This window comes from Reichenbachiella sp. (genome assembly GCF_965233835.1).
GTDB lineage: Bacteria > Bacteroidota > Bacteroidia > Cytophagales > Cyclobacteriaceae > Reichenbachiella.
On the sequence record NZ_OZ247585.1, the window covers coordinates 3,783,604 to 3,803,774 of the forward strand.

The 20,171-nt window shown below is 39.5% G+C and carries 17 protein-coding genes; 5 read left to right on the forward strand and 12 right to left on the reverse strand.

What is annotated here, in order from left to right; all coding sequences use genetic code 11:
• Window positions 1-23: 23 nt before the first annotated feature.
• The 4 genes from ACO6S2_RS16055 to ACO6S2_RS16070 form a co-directional block, all read right to left on the reverse strand.
• Window positions 24-2,027 carry a tetratricopeptide repeat protein gene (locus tag ACO6S2_RS16055; protein WP_422359578.1) on the reverse strand — a complete coding sequence of 668 codons (2,004 nt, stop codon included), beginning with the start codon at window positions 2,025-2,027 and terminating at the stop codon, window positions 24-26.
• 117 nt (window positions 2,028-2,144) lie between these two features.
• Complete coding sequence (locus ACO6S2_RS16060; protein ID WP_422359579.1) at window positions 2,145-2,714, reverse strand: hypothetical protein; 570 nt, start codon at window positions 2,712-2,714, stop codon at window positions 2,145-2,147.
• Entirely contained in the window at window positions 2,707-3,522 is an 816-nt protein-coding gene (murQ, locus tag ACO6S2_RS16065; RefSeq protein ID WP_422359580.1) for an N-acetylmuramic acid 6-phosphate etherase, read from the reverse strand. Before murQ ends, ACO6S2_RS16060 begins: the two co-directional genes overlap by 8 nt.
• A gap of 249 nt (window positions 3,523-3,771) precedes the next feature.
• Window positions 3,772-4,614, reverse strand: a complete 843-nt coding sequence (locus tag ACO6S2_RS16070) for an N-acetylglucosamine kinase (protein WP_422359581.1) — start codon at window positions 4,612-4,614, stop codon at window positions 3,772-3,774.
• A 289-nt stretch (window positions 4,615-4,903) separates the two neighbouring features.
• On the opposite strand from ACO6S2_RS16070, the gene ACO6S2_RS16075 reads away from it, so the two are divergent.
• Complete coding sequence (locus ACO6S2_RS16075) at window positions 4,904-5,467, forward strand: hypothetical protein (RefSeq protein WP_422359582.1); 564 nt, start codon at window positions 4,904-4,906, stop codon at window positions 5,465-5,467.
• Here the strand turns inward: ACO6S2_RS16075 and ACO6S2_RS16080 are convergent, their stop codons facing one another.
• Genes ACO6S2_RS16080 through ACO6S2_RS16090 form a run of 3 tightly spaced genes read right to left on the reverse strand, consistent with a single transcriptional unit; the run spans window position 5,468 to window position 8,541 of the window.
• The gene (locus tag ACO6S2_RS16080) at window positions 5,468-5,701 is read right to left on the reverse strand and encodes a cytochrome b5 domain-containing protein (RefSeq protein WP_422359583.1); all 234 of its coding nucleotides are present in this window, start codon (window positions 5,699-5,701) and stop codon (window positions 5,468-5,470) included.
• Complete coding sequence (locus tag ACO6S2_RS16085) at window positions 5,701-8,088, reverse strand: endonuclease MutS2 (RefSeq protein ID WP_422359584.1); 2,388 nt, start codon at window positions 8,086-8,088, stop codon at window positions 5,701-5,703. Before ACO6S2_RS16085 ends, ACO6S2_RS16080 begins: the two co-directional genes overlap by 1 nt.
• 3 nt (window positions 8,089-8,091) lie before the next feature.
• Window positions 8,092-8,541, reverse strand: coding sequence for a DUF4296 domain-containing protein (locus tag ACO6S2_RS16090; protein WP_422359585.1), 450 nt, complete (start codon window positions 8,539-8,541; stop codon window positions 8,092-8,094).
• Between the two features lie 53 nt (window positions 8,542-8,594).
• On the opposite strand from ACO6S2_RS16090, the gene ACO6S2_RS16095 reads away from it, so the two are divergent.
• From ACO6S2_RS16095 to ACO6S2_RS16105, 3 genes are read left to right on the forward strand one after another with little or no spacing between them, the layout of a single operon-like run.
• Window positions 8,595-9,473: a DUF58 domain-containing protein gene (locus ACO6S2_RS16095; RefSeq protein WP_422359586.1), complete on the forward strand. Its 879-nt coding sequence runs from the start codon at window positions 8,595-8,597 to the stop codon at window positions 9,471-9,473.
• Window positions 9,466-10,719: a hypothetical protein gene (locus tag ACO6S2_RS16100; protein WP_422359587.1), complete on the forward strand. Its 1,254-nt coding sequence runs from the start codon at window positions 9,466-9,468 to the stop codon at window positions 10,717-10,719. The genes ACO6S2_RS16095 and ACO6S2_RS16100 overlap by 8 nt, the downstream gene beginning before the upstream one ends.
• Before the next feature lie 18 nt (window positions 10,720-10,737).
• Window positions 10,738-11,772 carry a vWA domain-containing protein gene (locus ACO6S2_RS16105; RefSeq protein WP_422359588.1) on the forward strand — a complete coding sequence of 345 codons (1,035 nt, stop codon included), beginning with the start codon at window positions 10,738-10,740 and terminating at the stop codon, window positions 11,770-11,772.
• A 20-nt stretch (window positions 11,773-11,792) separates the two neighbouring features.
• Here ACO6S2_RS16105 and ACO6S2_RS16110 read toward each other — a convergent pair whose 3' ends face one another.
• The 3 genes from ACO6S2_RS16110 to murB form a co-directional block, all read right to left on the reverse strand.
• The gene (locus ACO6S2_RS16110; RefSeq protein WP_422359589.1) at window positions 11,793-13,754 is read right to left on the reverse strand and encodes a tetratricopeptide repeat-containing sensor histidine kinase; all 1,962 of its coding nucleotides are present in this window, start codon (window positions 13,752-13,754) and stop codon (window positions 11,793-11,795) included.
• A gap of 119 nt (window positions 13,755-13,873) precedes the next feature.
• A complete protein-coding gene (locus ACO6S2_RS16115) occupies window positions 13,874-15,010 on the reverse strand; it encodes an MBL fold metallo-hydrolase (protein ID WP_422359590.1) in 1,137 nt (378 codons plus the stop codon).
• A gap of 30 nt (window positions 15,011-15,040) precedes the next feature.
• On the reverse strand, window positions 15,041-16,060 hold the full coding sequence (murB, locus tag ACO6S2_RS16120) for a UDP-N-acetylmuramate dehydrogenase (protein WP_422359591.1): 1,020 nt from the start codon (window positions 16,058-16,060) through the stop codon (window positions 15,041-15,043).
• Between the two features lie 240 nt (window positions 16,061-16,300).
• Between murB and gyrB the strand changes: the two genes are divergently transcribed.
• The gene (gyrB, locus tag ACO6S2_RS16125) at window positions 16,301-18,271 is read left to right on the forward strand and encodes a DNA topoisomerase (ATP-hydrolyzing) subunit B (RefSeq protein ID WP_422359592.1); all 1,971 of its coding nucleotides are present in this window, start codon (window positions 16,301-16,303) and stop codon (window positions 18,269-18,271) included.
• Window positions 18,272-18,320: 49 nt separating this feature from the next.
• Here gyrB and ACO6S2_RS16130 read toward each other — a convergent pair whose 3' ends face one another.
• Both ACO6S2_RS16130 and ACO6S2_RS16135 read right to left on the reverse strand, forming a co-directional pair.
• A complete protein-coding gene (locus ACO6S2_RS16130; protein ID WP_422359593.1) occupies window positions 18,321-18,698 on the reverse strand; it encodes a DUF423 domain-containing protein in 378 nt (125 codons plus the stop codon).
• A complete protein-coding gene (locus tag ACO6S2_RS16135; protein WP_422359594.1) occupies window positions 18,691-19,926 on the reverse strand; it encodes a pyridoxal phosphate-dependent decarboxylase family protein in 1,236 nt (411 codons plus the stop codon). The genes ACO6S2_RS16130 and ACO6S2_RS16135 overlap by 8 nt, the downstream gene beginning before the upstream one ends.
• Window positions 19,927-20,171: the final 245 nt, after the last annotated feature.

Sequence of the window (20,171 nt, forward strand, 5' to 3'; positions counted from 1 at the left end):
TTCGTATGAATCATACTCTAAGGTCATACATACTGAAGGGTAAAAAAGCAGGTACTTCCTTCCTCTTCTTTGCTTTCCATCCAGATAGACCCACCATGCATTTCTACAAAGTCTCTACATAATTTGAGCCCGAGCCCGGAGCCTCGTTCTTCGTGTGTACCAGTAGACGAGCGATAGGACGATTGATCAAAAAGGCCTTGCAACGTCTGACTATCCATCCCTATGCCATTGTCTGAGATAGAGATTTCAATGCCATTCTCTATCGAAATAGCATTGATAAAAATTTTGCCTTTATCCTTAGAAAACTTGATTGCATTGGCCAATACATTTCTTACGACAGTGGATATCAAAGTATGATCAAAAGGCATTTTCAGGTTTTGATCTACTTTGTTTTCTATCTCAATATTTTTCTGCTTCAACTTTTCCTGAAGCAAATTGACATTCTCAGTGATCACATTTTGTAAGGGCTGGTCCTCTAAATTCAACACTGAACCCTGTCGTTGACTCTTGGCCCAGATCAACAAGTTTTCCAGAATATTGTATACCGAGGTACTTTGAGCTCCCAGTTTATCCAGCACCATCATCGTCTCTTTCTGGTCCATCTGATCAGGACTGGAGACAATCAAATCAATAAACGCTTTAATGTTTCCTACAGGAGATCTTAGATCATGGGAAATGACGGCAAAAATGTCGTCTTTTGACTTATTCATGACTTCCAACTCCTGATTCGTTTTCCTTTTCTCAATCAGGCTTTTTCCTAAAATAACACCAAACAAAAACAACAAAACAAACCCGGCAATAAAACCATTTCTAAGCAGTAACTCCCTATCAATTTTAGCCTGCTGAATGGCTTCCTTCTCTTTTTGTTTAAGAAGTAACATTTCCTTCTCTTTTTCAAATTCATATTGATATTCCAGACCAGTTATTTTCTCGATGTTGAGTTCATTAAACAAACTATCACTTAATGTTTTGAAATCGACATGGGTCTCGTACGCTTTATCGTACTTTCCTAGTTTAGCATAAATCTGCGGCATCAGTTCCAAAATTGCCCGTCTTCGTTCAACAATATTAACTGCTTGGGTAAGATCAGATGCTATTTTTCCATATTTCAACGCTTGATTATACCGTCCCATTTTGAAGTAAGTCTCCGCAATACCAATGAGATTATCACACTTAGATGACTCTATTCCCATTGCTTCGTTTTGTTCAAGTGCTTTATTAAAGTATGCTAGTGCTGACTGAAACTCTCCTTTCTTTAAAGAAATCCGGCCATAGCTATTCAGTCCACTGGGTAACATGGTCACCAAATTCAATTTTTCTAATATGGGCATCGAAATCGCCAAATACTCTTCCGCCTTTTCAATGTTGTTCAAGGTAAGATAGACATCCGAAATATTGTAAGTACATACGCCTATTTTGAATGGTTGGTTAAGCTCTTGAAATATGGCAAGCGCTCGTAAATAATAATTGAGGGCCTGCTCAAAATTTCGTTGAATCAAATGCATAGAACCGATATTGGTAGCAACGTTGGCAACTTCTTCTTTGGCATCAGATGTTTCAAACAATTCCAGAGACTGATGAGAGTAATCTATGGCCTCAGGAATCTTATTCAAAAAGAAATAACATGTGCCCATACTTCTATATATTGATCCCAACCCAATGACATCAGTTGTTTCGCGCTGCCTGGCCAGTGATTCATTCAAAATCACTAATGCCGTGTCCGTGTCACTACCGGGTTTTCTCATATAGTACTCCGCCATCATCCTGAGCGCCTGTGCTTGTCCATTGATATAACCTATGGAATCAGCAATCCCAAATGCATCCTGAGCATACTTGAATGTTTTGTTCAGATCGTAGCGATTTGACTTTAATGAAATTTGTAATAGGAGATCAACTTTTTCTAAGTTATCAACTGTGGTCAGAGAAAGACTATTTTGAAGACTGTCTAATTCCGGTGTCTGAGCATGAATGTGAAAAGAAGAAAATAATAGGACATAGGCGGTTGTCAAATGCTTCAATATTCTCATTGCTGGCTTACAAATAGTATATATTCAATATACGAATTTTTTGTACACTATTCAACAGATTGTTTGAAGCCCTACCTTTCCACACCCTTCAATATATTCATATGCAATTTGGTTAGGTCACATCCCCAACCTCCTCATCACCAATTCATCCACTCGCTGACAGAGTGTGAGCGGCTTCAGTGTACGCCAGTTGGTAATTTCTAGTGGGCCGCCGAAGTTGATGTAGCCATCTACGTTGTAATTGTTCATTTCTTCGATCACGAAGTCTCGGAAACCCATACCAACAATCCAGCCATCCTCTACGTCCTCCAGCCACTCTTCGTAGTAGCTATCGTCCGAACCGTGGAAATTGAGCACATTTTCTCCTATGAGAATGTATTTATTGATGCCCTCCAGTTGAAACTCGTCTATAATATTTCTTTTAAGGTGCATGATGTCGTTATTCACGGCATCATTCCACTCCCCGATAAACTCTAGCACGGCATAGCCGAGCTCATAGTCGACGAAAAGCACCTTGACATACAGGGTTTCCGAACCCAGATAATCCCAACCCGGATCGATGTAATAGCCATAGATCGTTTCCGAATACAGATCGTAGTTGTACTCCTTGCCATGAAAAGGCGACAAGGCATCACTGGCCGAATCGTAATACTTTAACCAACCGCTGTAGGGCTCAATGTTATGCATCGCCGTTTTTATGATAATCAATCGCCTTTCGTACTGAGCCCTGAGAACAAACCAACTCTTCAGCCTTTTCACGACTTAGGCCTGTTTCTTCCATGACCATGCGAACTGCCCGATCCACCAATTTTTCATTACTGAGTTGCATGTCCACCATTTTGTTTCCTTGCACATGACCCAAGCGGATCATAACAGTTGTCGAGATCATGTTGAGTACCAATTTTTGAACGGTGCCTGCTTTCATGCGCGTACTGCCGGTGACAAATTCAGGTCCTACTACCACTTCGATAGGAAACTGTGCCGTTTCGGCCAGCTTACTTCCTTGGTTGCAAGTGATACACCCCGTCACTAAACCCTCCTCATTGCCTTTCTTCAATCCACCTATCACATATGGCGTGCGGCCAGAGGCTGCAATGCCGATCAGCACATCCTTCTCGGAAATATTGAATTCTAATAGATCGTCCCAGGCCTGAGCGGGATCATCTTCGGCATTCTCTACCGACTTTCGTATAGCTCCATCACCGCCTGCTATTACCCCTACCACATGACCGTGAGGCAACCCGTAGGTAGGTGGTATCTCTGAGGCGTCTACCACACCCAGTCGACCGCTGGTTCCGGCACCGATATAAAACAACCGACCACCTGTCGACATTTTCTTTACAATTTGAGCCACCAACTCCTCAATGGCTGGAATGACTTTTTCTACAGCTATAGGCACTGTTTGATCTTCTTTGTTGATATTGGTCAACAATTCAGAAATCGACATATGCTGTAGGTCATTGTAATTAGAAGGGGATTCCGTGGTACTGCTCATTCTTCAAAATTGAGGCAATCGTTTGTGAAAGAGAAGAGAATTTTATTTTTATTATTTGATGTAAGCGATAATACCTTTATCAAATCCCCCTAGCCACCTTTTTCTAAGGGGGAATGACTTGTGTTACGTTCTTAAGGTAAGAATTGCTATAGCCGTCACTATAGTAGCAGCTGTTTTCGCTAACAGATCACGGAATGAATTCCGCAAAAACTCCCTCTTGAAGAAGAGGAATGGAGGTATTGAAGACTCTTATTTCTTTGGTTGGTGATATTGAGTCAAACCATCGATTGGACCTACCACTATATCTTTAATATTGATACCAAGGTCGATACCTACCTTTCTCAATATATTCTCATAGAAAAAGGCCACTGAGCCCGTAAAGTGGACAGGAATGTTCTTGAAATTTGTGTATTTCATCACGTTCAGCTCTAAGAATCTTTTGAAGGCATCATACACCATTTGATAAATCATCGGGTCTTTGAGATGCTTGTGAATGAACTTAGAAAAGCTAGACAAATACAAAATGGGCATGTGATGATGGTAGATATTGTTTAAAATATCTGGTGCATCCAAACCAAACTCGTCATCGAATTGGGTATGGATATCTTCAGGCAACTCCTTTTTAAAATAATGCTTTAAAAACTGTTTACCTAGGTAATTGCCGCTACCCTCATCTCCCAGGATGTATCCCAGCGATCTAACATTTTCAATGATTCCAATACCATCATACAAGCATGAGTTAGAACCTGTTCCTAAAATACATGCTATCCCCTCTTCAATACCACATAGAGATCTGGCAGCAGCCAGCATGTCATGATTGATTTCGATTTTAGCATTAGGAAACAACTGCATAAAACAATCTCTGATAGTCTGCTTATTTCTAGCTGACGAACATCCCGCCCCGTAAAAGTACACCTCATTAAATGGGGCATCGATATACTCGATGAGTCCCATACGCATGACCTCTAATATACCCGCAGCATCCAAATAATATGGATTGATTCCGCCTGAGCGAGCGTGAAATACATTTTGTTTGGAATCAATGATCCTCCATTCCGTTTTGGTGGAGCCACTTTCTGCAATTAGAATCATACCGTTCATAAAGATTGATGCACCATTATTTGTACACCAGATTCGAAAATAACAAATTCTAGAAGATTCGTTGAGCTTGTCGTCAATAATTGAACAATTTTTAAAACCTCTGCCCTATCCTATTCATTTTGTTGAGCGTTATAGACATGCTTCTTTCAGAGTATTGAGAAATTGTTGTTTGCCGTCTTGGAGTGGTTATTGGTTAGCAATACCAGTGTTTCACTTGCAATCAGCAAACTAATTACTATGATTTGTGTATTACAATCCTAATTGCAGAACAAATAACATTATGGAAATCAAAATCACTAAAACGCTCATCCTATTAATATTCGCTTGCTGTTCTGCATTTGCACAGCAAGAGTCAAAAAAATTCGAACCGCTACCTATTCTACATGCTTTCGTGGGAGAGTGGACAGGTGAGGCCACAGCTTATTATCCAAGAGATACTAGTAAGGAAAGTAGATTCGAAAGTATCCGTGCTGTTGGAAAAAAAATGCTCAAAGAAACCTATGTTGAGATTCAATCTACTTGGACTCAAGCAGATGGCACTTCTCGTGAGTTATTAGAATTAGTGAATTATCATGTTCGCAAGGACAGCTTTCAGGTATTGTATCTGTATGACAATTGGCCAGGAAGAGTAGATTACCCTCTTTCCTACAATGAAGAAACGCGAACTTTTAATGGCTATGACACTTTTATTGCTCGCGGTGGTATTCCAGCTGAAGAAAAAGTAGAATGGATACTATCTGAAGATGGACTTGAAATTCGAGGCACTGAATACAACCGCCTATCTACAGATCCTGATGGATACTGGCCAAAGACCTTTGAATATGTGCTTCGCCGAAAGGAGTAATTAGCCTAAAATACCAATCACCTCGAACTTATCAAATACTTTTTCTGTATGAGGAGCATCAGCCAGTTCTGGAGTCAGGTCCTGCCCTGCCCAATGTTCGTAGTGTTTGCCTTCACGCCACAAGCGTGATTTAGTAACATCATAGATTTTACCTTTGTATGCCACCCAGATTTCGTCACGATCCTGGCCGTTTCGAAGAGCTAGCTGCTGGCGCGAATAAGTGGCTATACTCATCAGTTCTCCAAAGTAACTACAGTAATACCAGCACCGCCATGCTCTACATGCTCGTCTTTGGCACTAATAACCTTGTGATTTTCACGCAATACATTTCTCACTAGTTCTCTTAAGATACCGTGACCTTTTCCGTGCAAAATTTTGACCTCGGCATGCCCCAATAAAAGGGCTTCATCTATATAATATTCGACCTTTCCTATGGCCTCTTCAGCTCTCACACCCCGAATGTCCAAGGTAGCACTGAAGCTAGCCATTTTATCATTCAAGTTGATGCCCGTCATTTGCTGTACTCGTTTTTCGGTTGATTTCTTGAATTCTTTCGAAGAAATCTTCACAAGATCATTCAACTTGGCCCTGGATTTCAACCCACCCAGCAACAACTCCACTTGCTTACCTTTGATACTTTCAACCTCGCCCACAGCACCAGATTTCAACTGCACTTTATCACCTACTTCAATCGGGCTGGTGTCTGCCACTTTTTGAGGCTCAATTTTCTCTTTGGTTTTTATCACCTTGGCAGCATGGTCTTTGAGTGCCTCACGGGCTTGAGCAGTCCGTTTTTTATCAGCTTTGGATTCTTTGATGGCTTTGATTGTAGCTTCTACTTTTTTGTTTGAAGACTCAATAACCCTGGCCGCCTCGGCTTTGGCATCTTTCAGCACCTTTGTTTTTTCCTTTTCCAAATACTTCTTTAGATCATCATAATCTTTAATGGCATCGGTCAGTCGCTTGTTTTTAGCATCCAATGCTTTTTTGTCCTTGGCTATCTGATTTTTTTCAGATTCCAGTTCACTAAGCAGTCTGTCAAATTGCACATGTGATATCCCGGCTTTTTTCTTAGCTCGGTTGAGCATCTCAGGGTTCAACCCAATCTTTCCAGCAATTTCCAAAGCAAACGAGCTACCTGGCTTGCCGATTTCAAGTTCATACATCGGCTCCAGCCTCTTGACATCGAACTTCATTGCAGCATTCACGATACCCTTCTCTTTGTCTGCTACTTTCTTTAAATTCCCATAATGGGTGGTAATCGCACCAAAAGCTTGCGCTTTATTCAATTCTAACAGCACCACCTCGGCAATCGCTCCTCCAAATTGAGGTTCTGTACCTGTACCAAATTCATCAATGAGAAAAAGAGTATTTCTAGTTGACTGCTCTAAAAAATGTTTCATGTTCGTTAGGTGCGAACTATAGGTACTCAAGTCATTTTCTATAGATTGTTCATCACCTATATCAATGAAAACCGAAGAAAAAGTCCCAAACTCTGAGCTTTCAGAGACTGAAACCGGAATTCCACATTGAGCCATATATTGCAACAAACCAACGGTTTTGATACAAACAGATTTACCGCCTGCATTTGGACCCGAGATCAACATGATTCGTTTCTCTCTGGACAAAGCAAGGTTTAGTGGTACGATTTTCTTTTTTTGCTCCTTTAGTGCGGCTTCCAATATTGGATGACGAGCCAATTGCCAATTGATTTTTTGTTGTTTGGACAACTCCGGACAGGTACAATTAAAGTCTATCCCAAACTTCGCCTTGGCCCGAATGAAATCCATCACTCCCAGTATTTTGATTCCATTACGGACTTCAGGTAAATTGTCTCGAAGCTCATCAGTTAGCACAGTCAATATCCGAACGATCTCTCGTCGTTCTGCATATCTCAGCTCTCTGATTTCATTGTTGATTTCTAATGCTTCAGCCGGCTCCAAAAATACCGTTTGCCCAGTAGCAGATTCATCATGTACAAAGCCCTTGATGTGACGTTTGTGCTCTGCCAATACAGGAATTACCATTCGACCTTCTCGGATTGTTAAAGCTGGTGCTTCTGGACAGTAACCGTGCTTATTGGCTTCCTTCAATATCTTATTGACTGCAGTTCTGGCACGTACCTGGCTCTTGGAGATGGCACTTCTAATGGACATTAACTCTTGACTGGCATCGTCCCTTAGTTGGCCTTTCTCATCTATTTTTTTGTTTAGAGCCAAATACAACGAATCATCTAACTCAATATGCTCTACTCTAGCCGAAAGAACGGGAAAGTCCTCTTGATGCTCTTCAAAAAATTTGAGCATTTTTAGCAGTGTTTCAAGTACGAGTTTTACTTCAAAAAAATCCGCTTCATCCAGGAAACTGCCTGGCACTTCCGATCGCTTTAAAGCTGGGGATATGTCTGTGTAATTAGCTTGCGGAAATGATGAACCGCTGGTGAGAATTTGAATAAACTCCCTTGTTTGATCCATCCACTCATTTATTTTCGGAGTATTTGTTGACAAAGTCAAACGATCCACAAAGTCCTCTCCCAGCGTACTCAAACAGCGATCCTTTACCAACTGTCTTACTTTGTCAAAACCTAATTTGACCTCAATATCTTTGGGGTAATAATTCAATTTCTATTTTTTAAATACCGAATCTCTGGAGATAGCAGCAGGTATCATCCTCTTATTATTTACAGCCATAGAGTCTAAACTTGGTTTAAAGTCAGTCACCTTGGCCAATTCAGTTTCTTCTTTATAACCTCTTTTTTGGATCACATTTAGGCTATCAACTACAACAGCATAAATTTGATCTAATTCCTTAGGGTAGGATAGGTAGTGCTGATAGCTTCGTTCATACTCGGACTTTGTTACCTCATTTTGTTCAAAAATCTCCTGCTCTAGCGTGTTGTATATGGCAAATGCAGAATCATTGGTCAGACGAAGCTTATCAACCCTGGCCTCCAAAATATGAATATCAATCAATAACTCGGTCATCTTCGCTGGAGGTATCACCTCTTGTTTTTTAACCGACTGATTACAACTGAATCCTACGATAACATTTATTAACAAAAAATATTTTTTCACAAACCCAAAGTATTAAGTAATGGCTTAATTTTAGCGCCTCAAAAGTACAATGAATGAAGGACATCCTCAAGAAGCTTAGAAAATACGAGATAAGGATCCGGAAGGCTATAAACTCCCAGATGCAAGGCGATTTTCATTCTATTTTCAAAGGATCTGGACTGGAGTTTGACGATGTACGGTCCTACCAATATGGTGATGATGTACGATCTATCGACTGGAATGTTTCTGCGAAAGGACATGGTACTTTTGTAAAGACCTTTAAAGAAGAAAAAGAGCAAAACGTATTTTTCATTCTTGATGTAAGTGCTTCTCAGAATATTGGAAAGAAAGGACAACAAAAATTAGACATTGGAAAGGAAATCTGCGCACTCCTCTCTATCTCCGCGATTAAAGAAAATAGCCAGGTAGGTCTTATCTGTTTCTCTGATCAAAAAGAGAAATACGTAAAACCTGGAAAAGGGCTAAAACATTCCTTTAACATCGTCTCGAATGTATTCAACCTAGAACCAAAATCTAAGCAAACCGATTTGGCCAAGGGTATACATTTCACCTTAAACTTACTTAAGCGAAAAAGTGTAGTTATTCTCATATCGGATTTTGTAGACGAAAACTATGAACACGATCTGAAGGCTCTAGCAAGGGCGCACGACTTGGTGGTTATTCAGGTATCAGACAAAAGAGAAACCACATTTCCAAATTTGGGTATTGTGCCGTTGCATGATCAGGAAAGTGGAAAAACGGTCTGGAAAAACACCTCGTCGGGTGCTTTTAGGAAATTATTGGATCAGACCTATGGCGATCGACAGAAGGAACTTGAGAAATTTTGTTTAAGAAATCAGGCCAACTACACCAATATCCGCACTGATGAGGATTATGTACCAAAACTCATCCGATTGTTCAAAGTCAGAAATAAAATGAGGAAAAGTGGATAAAAGAATTGCGGCAGGAATATTATTCAGCTTAGTATTTTCATTCAGTTATGCTCAGGAGATTTCTCCTTTTGGTAAATTTCTGAAGGATAGCGTAATGGTTGGCGAAGAAGTGCAATACTCGCTTTCTGTAAGGTATCCTTTGGATTGGCAATTGGTATTTCCAGACTCGACTTACAATTTCGAGCCTTTTGAATACTATGCGAAAAATTACTTTCCTACACGTATCGATAGCACCCATGCCTTTGACAGTGCTGTATACACAATAGCTTCTTTCGAAGTAGATTTAATACAAAAGCTACAACTACCAGTCTATCTTTTAAATGGCAATGATAGCACGGTCATCTTAGCCAACCCTGACTCAGTTTTTTTAAAGGAGCTGGTGACAATGATGCCTGATTCGTTAAAATTCAAGGAAAACGTGACTTACCAGGCCGTTGACTACGCTATCAATTACCCCTATTTGATGATTGGATTGGGAGTTCTGTTGCTACTTCTGATCGGAACCTATTTTCTTTTTGGAAATGCAATTCGAAAAAAAATCAAGCTGTACCGAATGCGGAAGGCTTATGAAAAATTCTCCCTGGAGTTTGAACGCGGAATCATTAGAATCAAACAAAGTGAGACGAACGCTGAATTGATTGAACAAATTCTTGTTACCTGGAAGAAGTATATGGAAAAGATAGAAGACCGTCCTTTCACAAAATACACCTCCAAGGAAATATTAAAAGTTGGTTTTGAAAAAGAACTAAAAACTGTGCTTCAGACTATTGACCGTTCCATTTATGGAGCGATTGGAGACGAAGAAATGCATAAAAACTTTGAGGCTTTAGAGGATTTTACTTTGGAGAGATATCGCGAGGCTCAAAAAAAAGTATCGATTGAAAAAGCTGAACCAATAATAAAAAAGAAAAGCCGAGATGAAGAACGTAAAATAAAAAACACATCGCTAAGCAACTTCGGCATGACCCCTAGGGACTTGTATATAGAAACGAGTAATGGCGGCAGGTTTGTTATTTATTACTACACTATATCGATATTGGTCATGACATTTAAACGTAGCAGTAAGGTATACTTTCTTAAAGGATCTGAGAATGGCATCAAGCAGGGGTTGATTTTTAGCCTAATTAGTTTCCTTTTTGGCTGGTGGGGGTTTCCGTGGGGTTTGATCTTTACTCCCCATTCTTTATACGTAAATTTTCGTGGTGGCAAAGACATCACGAATGAAATTGTAAAAACATCCAAATAAGCAGAACGCTCAATAAAAATGCAGAAACCTTGGTATTCGTTGGATTGGTTCAAATGGTCATCATTTGAAAACTTTCAGTGGGAGAACCCTGTAGCGTTTATTCTATTTGGACTCCTTCCATTTTTTGTATTGATCTGGTGGCTTTGGAGCCTAAGCAAAAAAAAGAATCTTGCCATTGCTCTGATCAAAAAGGATATCAAATGGAGCCCCTCTTCGTTGCTCAGACATATCCCTAGCTTGGTCTTTCTGATATTCGTCTCGTTAATAATTGTTGCCTTAGCCAGACCACAGAAGACTAATGAAAAAGTGGAACAATGGACTGAAGGAATTGACATTATGCTAGTGGTTGATATTTCGGAGTCCATGCAGATCGAAGACTTTAAGCCAAACCGACTGGAAGCTGCCAAAGATGTGGCGCGGAAGTTCATCGCCGGAAGGTTTCAAGACAGAATTGGCTTGGTGGTATTTTCTGGAGAAGCATATTCTCGATCACCACTCACTTCAGACTATGATCTGCTAGGAGAATACATCGATGGTATATCCTTTGATCTAATCGAAAAAGGAGGTACCGCCATAGGCAGCTCACTGGCGGTAGCCACTAACAGAATGCGTGAATCTGAATCCAAATCTAAAGTAATGATCTTGCTAAGTGATGGAGACAATACTGCTGGTAATATTGACCCAATTACTGCTGCGGAATTAGCTAGTGCTTACAACATCAAAATTTATACAATTGCCATTGGAAAAGAAGGTAAAGTTCCTTTCGGTAAAGATTTTTTTGGTAGAACTCGGTATGTTGAAAATACACTTGATGAAACTACACTTAGAAAAATCGCCGACATAGGAAATGGTCAATTCTATCGAGTATCAGATAACAAAGCCTTGGAAAATGTATTCGCTCTAATTGACAAATACGAAAAAGCTGAAATTAAAGAAAATAGATTTCGGGATACCACAGACTTCTATCCTATCTATCTGAAATGGGCCATTGTTTTCTTCCTGCTATGGATGATGCTGAAGTCGACTTTTGTAAGTAATGTTTTACAAGATTGATTCAAATAGTTTATTGAGAATCACTCAATAGCAACTGGCAAAAACACTGAAAATCTGGTTCCAACACTTTCTTTACTCTTAATCTTGATGTGACCTTCTGACTTCTGAACAAATTCCTTAATCAAGTTTAGTCCCAAACCAGTTCCTTTTTCATTCGCCGTTCCTCGAGTAGTTTCAATTCGATTTGATTTAACTAATTGTTCGGCCTTTTTCTTTGACATCCCAACTCCCTCATCCTTACACCTTAATTCAATCATTGCTCGGCCACTTTTTTTATCCATCACTTCCTTCGCGCTCAGTGCTATTTCTCCTCCAGTTTCAGAGAATTTAATGGCATTGGAAATAACATTTCTCATGATGGACAAAAACGCTTTCTTATCTACATAAACTTCCAAATAGGGTTGAATCTCATTCTCTACACTTATTTTCTTGAAGTCAATTTGTGGTTTGAATAGCTCCAAAGCGTCTTTAACCAATTCACCAAGCACCAGATTTTCGGGTTGAAAATCTAAACCATCTTGTTGTGCTACTGACCAGGAAATTAGATCATCGGTCAATTGAACAACCGAATAGGCACAATTATTTAACTCTGAAAGCACCTTGGACTGCTCCACTTTATTTTGAGCAAACCCATCATCTAGCATGTGTACTAGCATTTGCAAATTGCCTAATGGAGCTTTAATGTCGTGGGCTATAAAAGCAAACAGTTTGTTTTTCGTCTGATTGGCCTCATCCAGCAACTTTTTGTTTTTATAAAGTTTAGCGAATAAGAAAATTACAATTATGAGAAAAACAAGTAGGATGGCTCCGATAGCATATTGTAATCTAATTTGAGCTTGCTTAGATTCAATTTCCTTCTCCTTCAATTCATTTTCTTGTTGCAAAAACAAATTCTCCTGCTCCTTTTTTTCGAATTCATACTGTCCCATAATTTGCATGAGCTGTTCGTTTTGATTGGAAACGTTCAATGAATCTTTGGCCACCGTATATTCCTTTTGCACTTGGTAGGCACTCTTAAACTTACCTTCTAGCTCAAAACACTCTGCCTTTAACTCCAGTACTGTGGATTGTTCTCGCGACTCACCCGTGAGTTCAATAAGTTCCAAACTCCGATCAAACCGTTGATGCGCTCTAATGAATTGTCCCAATCGCATATAACACTCACCTGCACAATAATTGACGAAAATTAGTCCTGAGTTGAAATTATGCCGTGTTAGAATTTCTTCAGCCACCGAAAGGTATTCTAGTGCTATTTTATAATCGGCTAGATTGAGATAGGCCTCTCCAATGTTTGCATTGGTAATTCCAGCATCTAATTCATTGCCTATCTTTAGATTAATGGATAGAGACTTGAGGTAAAATTTGATAGCTTCAGTGTATTGTTTATTGAATGAGCGAATGACCCCTATATACTCGTATGAACTTGCCATTCCTATTGAATCTTTTCCGGCAATGGCTATACTCAAGGTTTCTTCATAAATCTCTTCGGCCTTTTCTAGCTCTCCAGTACTTACATAGATTCCACCTAATATGTTTGATGCACTCACTAAATTGGCCGTATCTTTAAGTGATCGGAATAGGCCAATACTCTTGAGGATATTTTGAATAGAATTGACATTATCGCCATATCTCCACAAGACATGTGATTGTCCCATCAGAGCCTTGGCTATCTCCTTTTCTTCCTTGTATTGTTGTCCATACTTTAGCACCAGTTGATAACTTCTATTGGCCTTGGTGAAATAGCCTTGCTTATAATAGATATCGCCAATCAGATTGTGAATTTTAAGAAAGTCATTGAGACTACTATCTCTATCTTGGAATAATAGTGCTTCTTCATACAATTCTATAGCACAATCGAAGTTTAGAACTTGCGCACACGAATCCGCCCTAGTCAAACTATTAGACTGAGGAGCAGCACTTATATCACAAGCGAAAAGGAAAAAAACAAAAACAACACTCAAACTCAGAATGTCAAACCTCATAGCATAGTCATGTAATTCATCAGATTAGAAATTACTCAAAAAAAGAACAAAACAGAACTATCTTGTCTATTTAGATATCTGCATGCTACTATTTCCCTTAATGCTATGGCAATAGGTGCTTATTTATATTCGTTCCACCATGCTTCAGCCTTAGTTTCGGATGGAACCATCATGACAGCCCCTACAACTGGCGTATGAGTACTTAAGCTTTTATTAATTGCCTCGTTAATGAACCGTTGAACAGGGTCTTTCCATTGGTGTAGAGCCAAATTAAACTTACCCCAGTGAATAGGCATGGCAACTCTAGCTTTTACATCCAAAGCAGCTTGCACCGATTGTTCCGGTAGCATATGAATATCCGGCCAGCTTTCCTTGTTGTATGCACCACATTCAATAAGCGCTAAATCAAACCCTCCAAACTTTTCTCCTATTTCCTTGAATCCCGGAAAGTAGCCCGAATCACCACTAAAATACATTTTTTGACTACTCCCTTCTATCACCCAAGAACCCCATAGGGTAGTAAAATTATCCGTCAACCCTCTACCCGAAAAATGCCTTGTTGGCGTGAATGTCAATTTAATATTACCATCGAGGAGCTGCTCATCCCACCAGTCAAATGTCATTATGTTTTCAGTAGGGACTCCCCAGCTTTCTAAGTGAGAAGCCACTCCTAGTGGAACATAAAACAGTTTTACCTTTTCCTTTAATTGCGTGATAGTAGGATAATCTAAATGATCATAGTGGTCGTGCGAAATTATTACAAGATCTACGTCAGGCAATTGATTCACGTCCATATGATGACTGTAGTCAAATTTCTTTGGCCCCATGAATGAAAACATAGAAGCGCGTTCTCCAAAAACTGGATCAGCCAAAATAGTCTTTCCATCTATTTTGATCAAAACTGAAGAATGACCAAACCAACTCAATAAAATTTCATCTTCGTTCCTAGCAACCCACTGCTTAGCATCAAATGCAAAGGTCTCAATCTTTTCTTCAGGCTCTCGACCTTGAGTATTGGTAACCATTTGATACATGACTTTGACTGTCTTCGCAAATGAAAAATCCGTATCAGTTTCAACCGAATTATAAAATTTCCCTTCACGATACTGAGGGGACTTTTCCATTTCATCATGTCGCATTCCGGAAGCTTGTCCTCCTATTTGAGGCGCAGTTTTGAAAAAAACCATTACAAGAATAATAACAGCAAACAATGCTGCTAGAATAGTCAGTAGCGTCATTTTTAAAATTTTAAGCATAATACAAATCTCTAATGCTTCCAAAAAGCATCAAATGATATTTACTTCTGGTGTAATCTCAATATTGAATTTCTCTTTTACAGAATCTTTGATTCTGAATGCCAGGTTCTTTATATCGGCACCTGTTCCATTGCCGTAATTCACCAGGACTAGTGCCTGGTTTTTGTGCACCCCAATATCTCCTTCACGAAAACCCTTCCAACCACATTGTTCAATCAACCATCCGGCTGGCACCTTTACCTTTCCATTAGGTTGATCATAACTGGGCATATTAGGGTATTCGTTTTTTAACTCTAAAAATTGATCATTGCTAATCACGGGATTTTTAAAGAAACTACCGGCATTGCCAATTTTAGTTGGGTTCGGCAATTTAGATTCTCTAATCTGAATTACGGCTTCGCTTACCTGCTTAATAGTCGGGGTTTCTATAGCCTGGCTATTGAGCACTTTACTGATCGCGCCGTAGCTTATATTCAGCTTATGTTTTTTTGTCAATTTCAAAGTCACGGAGGTAATGAAATATTCTCCTTTAACCTCTTTTTTAAAAATACTTTCTCGATAGCCAAACCGGCATTCCTGATTGCTAAATACCTTTTCTTGTAACGTACTTTTATTGATTGCTTCTAAGGACTCAAACACCTCCTTGATTTCTACCCCATACGCACCTATATTTTGCATTGGTGCCGCACCAACAGTACCTGGAATTAATGATAAATTTTCGACTCCACCCCAGCTCTGATCAATACAATGTAAAACCAGATCATGCCAAACCACACCCGCACCTGATTTTATCCAAACAAAATGCTCATCTTCCTTTTGTTTTTCTATCCCAATGAGTTTATTAATAATAACCAGAGGATAAGATTGTTTTGTAAACAAAACATTCGAACCTCCTCCTAAAATCAAAGGAGAAACACCTAGCTCTTCAGAGACTCTCATTGCTTCTTTAACATTCTGATTATTAGAAACTTCTATAAGATTTTCAGCAACTGCCTCTATTCCAAAAGTATTGTATTTTTTAAGTGAGGCTTGCTTTGAGGTGTGAAGCATGAACAGTATTTATTTCGCCGAAATCAGTTTATTTATCGCAATTTACCCAACCAAAAAAATTATCTCCTTCATAATCTCAAAAATGTTAAAAAAACCACCATTTGGGCAGCTAGATTTTCGTATTTTTGGCAGATTTTATTCGGGTAAATCAAGTCCCGTTTTGGGATATTGTCTTGGTTACCATTCGGCAGCCTTTTTAACAAAATTCTGTACCTGAACAAAGATTAATAAATACGTGAAATGAGCGAAGAAAAGAAGCAAGCCAGCGGAGCACAAAAAGGAGACTACTCAGCCAGTAATATTACCGTATTAGAAGGATTAGAAGCGGTTAGAAAACGACCAGCCATGTATATTGGTGACGTTGGATTCAAAGGACTTCACCACATGGTATGGGAAGTGGTCGACAACTCAATTGATGAGGCTCTTGCAGGACACTGTGATACCATAACAGTAACAATCAACGAAGACAACTCCATCTCTGTTTCTGATAATGGAAGGGGTATTCCTACCGACATGCACGAAAAGGAAAAACGCTCGGCATTAGAGGTAGTAATGACAGTACTCCATGCTGGTGGTAAATTCGACAAGGATACCTACAAAGTTTCTGGGGGTCTTCATGGTGTAGGTGTGTCCTGTGTGAATGCACTTTCTTCAATGCTGGAAGTCACCGTTCATAGAGGTGGTAAAATTTTCAAGCAAGAATACTCAAAAGGTATTCCTAAATACTCAGTAAAAGAAACGGGCAAAACCGATATCACTGGTACATTTGTTCACTTCCTTCCTGATACCGAGATCTTCACTGTAAGTGAATATAAATATGAAACGGTAGCATCTAGATTAAGAGAGCTCTCTTACCTGAATGCTGGTATTAGAATCCAGCTTACAGACAAAAGAGAAAAAGATGAAGAAGGAAACTTCATTGGTGAAGAATTTTATTCAGAAGGTGGATTGGTTGAGTTTGTAAACTACCTGGACGGATCAAGAGAGAAACTAATCCCTACTCCGGTATACATGGAGGGTGAGAAAGGAGACATTCCAGTTCAAGTGGCTCTGACTTACAACACATCATACACAGAAAATGTAGTTTCGTACGTAAACAATATTAACACCATAGAAGGTGGAACGCACGTAGCTGGGTTTAGACGAGCTCTGACTCGAACATTGAAATCTTACGCGGACAAGTCTGGTTTGCTCGACAAAGCAAAAGTAGAAATTGTAGGAGATGATTTTAGAGAGGGTCTAACGGCGATTATTTCTGTGAAAGTTGCCGAACCACAGTTTGAGGGACAAACTAAGACCAAACTCGGTAACTCTGAAGCCATGGGTGCCGTGGACACCAGTGTAAGTGAAATCCTTAACAACTATCTGGAAGAGAATCCAAAGGAAGCTCGCGCGATAGTTCAAAAAGTAATATTAGCTGCACAAGCCCGTCAAGCAGCTCGAAAGGCACGTGAGATGGTTCAGCGTAAGAACGTGATGTCAGGAACTGGCTTACCGGGTAAATTGGCCGATTGTTCTTCTAGAGATGCAGCAGAATGCGAACTTTACCTGGTAGAGGGCGATTCTGCAGGTGGATCGGCCAAACAAGGTCGTGACAGAAAATTTCAAGCCATTCTTCCGTTAAGAGGTAAAATCCTCAACGTAGAAAAAGCACAAGAGCACAGAATCTACGAAAACGAAGAGATTAAGAACATGATCACAGCACTTGGGGTAAAATTCGGAACTGAAGAAGATCCTAAGGCTTTGAATATGGAAAAATTGAGATATCACAAAATCATCATTATGACGGATGCTGATATCGACGGTAGCCATATTAGAACTTTGATATTAACTTTCTTCTTTAGATACATGAGGGATTTGATTGACAATGGCTATTTATACATTGCACTTCCTCCCCTTTATCTATTGAAAAAAGGAAAGCAAGAACGTTACGCTTGGTCTGAGGACGACAGAGAAAGAGTAACTAAAGAAATGGCAGGAGAAGGCAAGGAAGAGTCTGTTGGACTTCAAAGATACAAGGGTCTTGGAGAGATGAACCCAGAGCAGCTCTGGACTACCACCATGAATCCTGATGGCAGAAGTTTGAAGCAAGTGACTATAGAATCTGCTGCTGAAGCAGATCATTTATTCTCCGTACTTATGGGAGATGAAGTAGCTCCTAGACGTGAATTCATTGAAAAGAATGCAAAATATGCAAAGGTGGATGTTTGATAAAGGTCAACCTTTCAAAAAAGCTCAAAGGAATTCCTTTGAGCTTTTTTTATGCGTTTGACTTAACAACACCAAGAATTACAAATACCCAACCGGCTATAAGGAGTATACCTCCTATTGGCGTAATTGCACCCAAAAAACCTATATTGGTAATACTCAACAAATAAAGCGAGCCACTAAAGATGATGACTCCTGTCAAAAAACAAATAACTACCCTTGGTACCCAGCTGCCTTTTAGCTTATCCGCCAGAATACCTGTAAACAACAGGGCAAGTGCATGATACATCTGGTACTTGACAGCTGTTTCAAATACATCTAGCCGTCCATTTGACACCAGAGTGTCTTTCAGGCCATGAGCACCAAAGGCTCCAATGACTACTGACAACATTCCTAAAATCGCTCCAATCAAAATAGATTTTTTATGCATTCTCCAGAGATTTATCCAAGTCCTGTAAAAAGTGATCCAGTACTCCTTCAGTAACGTGATCCATCACCACTATCTTCCACCAAGCTGGAGCGTCGTGATCATCTGGAACTAAGAAGTATTTTTCTGCCAATTCGCGATCTATGAGGTCAGGTTTCATGGTTACAATATTCATTTTTGGATGTCTGAAATACGCAATGTTTCGTTTTGAGAGTTGCTCACAAAGCCAGTCGGTGCGGTCCAATAGTTCTGCAATTTTAGACGTCCACCCTTCAGAACCATATGCTCTCAGAATCATCCATATAGCTACAGCATTGGCACCTGATCGACTACCAATTAAGGTATAGTCCTTACCCTTAACATAATTGGCCTCCTCCGTCATAGCATATTCAATATAGCCTTTTTTAATAAGGACGATCCCCGTACCATATGGCGACAACAGCATCTTATGGGCGTCTAAGGAAAACGAGAACACATGTTCATTTTGAAAAGAATACAATTCATCTTTCGCAGAAAACGGATATATAAACCCTCCATAAGCTCCATCCACATGTATCTTAAAATTCAGATCCATGGACTGAAATAAATTTATCGCAGCATCCATATCATCTACAGAACCAAACATGGTAGTAGACATGTTCATAACCAGAATAAAATACTTGATTCCCGATTCCTTCGCTTTATTTAAAGAGTCTTCAAGCTTAACCAGATCTATCAAACGTGACTTTTCATCCACTTGAGCGCGAATAGATTTTATATTAAGAAGGTTAACACCTTTTGGCATGGAGTAATGAGCATCCGAAGAATAAACCATAGCGATCTCCTCATGACTCGCTCCTAAGTCCTGGATAAAATAGTTTCTCAATACCCAAAAAGCCTGAATGTTAGCTTCTGTTCCTCCAGAAGCCACATAACCATCTACAGTATCTGGTTTGGCTCCAAAAATTTGAGTCGCACAAATTTCGATTAGCTCTCTTTCTATAGCTTGCGTACCGCTAAACACCGGTTCAGAATCCCCCATGGTATGACAACCTATATGATTTGGGTTTGCTACCATTGTACTCATGAATGGGGCCTCACTTAAAAAGGGAGCATCTGAATAAAACACCTTTGGGTCTAAATAAGAAGCAGGCAATCCTATGGGTGGAGAATCCCGATAATTAAGATTCTTTCCAATACCCTCAAAAACCACATCCCTTATCTTTTGTCTACTATACTTTTCCCAATACATAGGTTACCATTTTTATTCTTAGCAAAACTAAGCATCTCGAAGATCTCCAAAATATCCATCGGAATAAATACGCTAAAATTAGAAAAATCCTTTGTTTATACCCCGAATAGAAGAATTATATTCTACTCTTCGTTGAAATGACGAAAATTATCCTTTTACAACAAATCAAAAAGTTGTCATACTATGTATTTACAAAATAAAATTTTGTTTGAAAAATTAACTTGAAATTGTCGCAAAAAAGACAC

Bases quoted from the DNA above. Each gene is read 5' to 3' on its own strand.
- ACO6S2_RS16055 (WP_422359578.1), bottom strand. From the start codon at position 2,027: ATGAGAATATTGAAGCATTTGACAACCGCCTATGTCCTATTATTTTCT.
- ACO6S2_RS16060 (WP_422359579.1), bottom strand. From the start codon at position 2,714: ATGCATAACATTGAGCCCTACAGCGGTTGGTTAAAGTATTACGATTCG.
- murQ (WP_422359580.1), bottom strand. From the start codon at position 3,522: ATGAGCAGTACCACGGAATCCCCTTCTAATTACAATGACCTACAGCAT.
- ACO6S2_RS16070 (WP_422359581.1), bottom strand. From the start codon at position 4,614: ATGATTCTAATTGCAGAAAGTGGCTCCACCAAAACGGAATGGAGGATC.
- ACO6S2_RS16075 (WP_422359582.1), top strand. From the start codon at position 4,904: ATGGAAATCAAAATCACTAAAACGCTCATCCTATTAATATTCGCTTGC.
- ACO6S2_RS16080 (WP_422359583.1), bottom strand. From the start codon at position 5,701: ATGAGTATAGCCACTTATTCGCGCCAGCAGCTAGCTCTTCGAAACGGC.
- ACO6S2_RS16095 (WP_422359586.1), top strand. From the start codon at position 8,595: ATGAAGGACATCCTCAAGAAGCTTAGAAAATACGAGATAAGGATCCGG.
- ACO6S2_RS16105 (WP_422359588.1), top strand. From the start codon at position 10,738: ATGCAGAAACCTTGGTATTCGTTGGATTGGTTCAAATGGTCATCATTT.
- ACO6S2_RS16110 (WP_422359589.1), bottom strand. From the start codon at position 13,754: ATGAGGTTTGACATTCTGAGTTTGAGTGTTGTTTTTGTTTTTTTCCTT.
- ACO6S2_RS16115 (WP_422359590.1), bottom strand. From the start codon at position 15,010: ATGCTTAAAATTTTAAAAATGACGCTACTGACTATTCTAGCAGCATTG.
- murB (WP_422359591.1), bottom strand. From the start codon at position 16,060: ATGCTTCACACCTCAAAGCAAGCCTCACTTAAAAAATACAATACTTTT.
- gyrB (WP_422359592.1), top strand. From the start codon at position 16,301: ATGAGCGAAGAAAAGAAGCAAGCCAGCGGAGCACAAAAAGGAGACTAC.
- ACO6S2_RS16130 (WP_422359593.1), bottom strand. From the start codon at position 18,698: ATGCATAAAAAATCTATTTTGATTGGAGCGATTTTAGGAATGTTGTCA.
- ACO6S2_RS16135 (WP_422359594.1), bottom strand. From the start codon at position 19,926: ATGTATTGGGAAAAGTATAGTAGACAAAAGATAAGGGATGTGGTTTTT.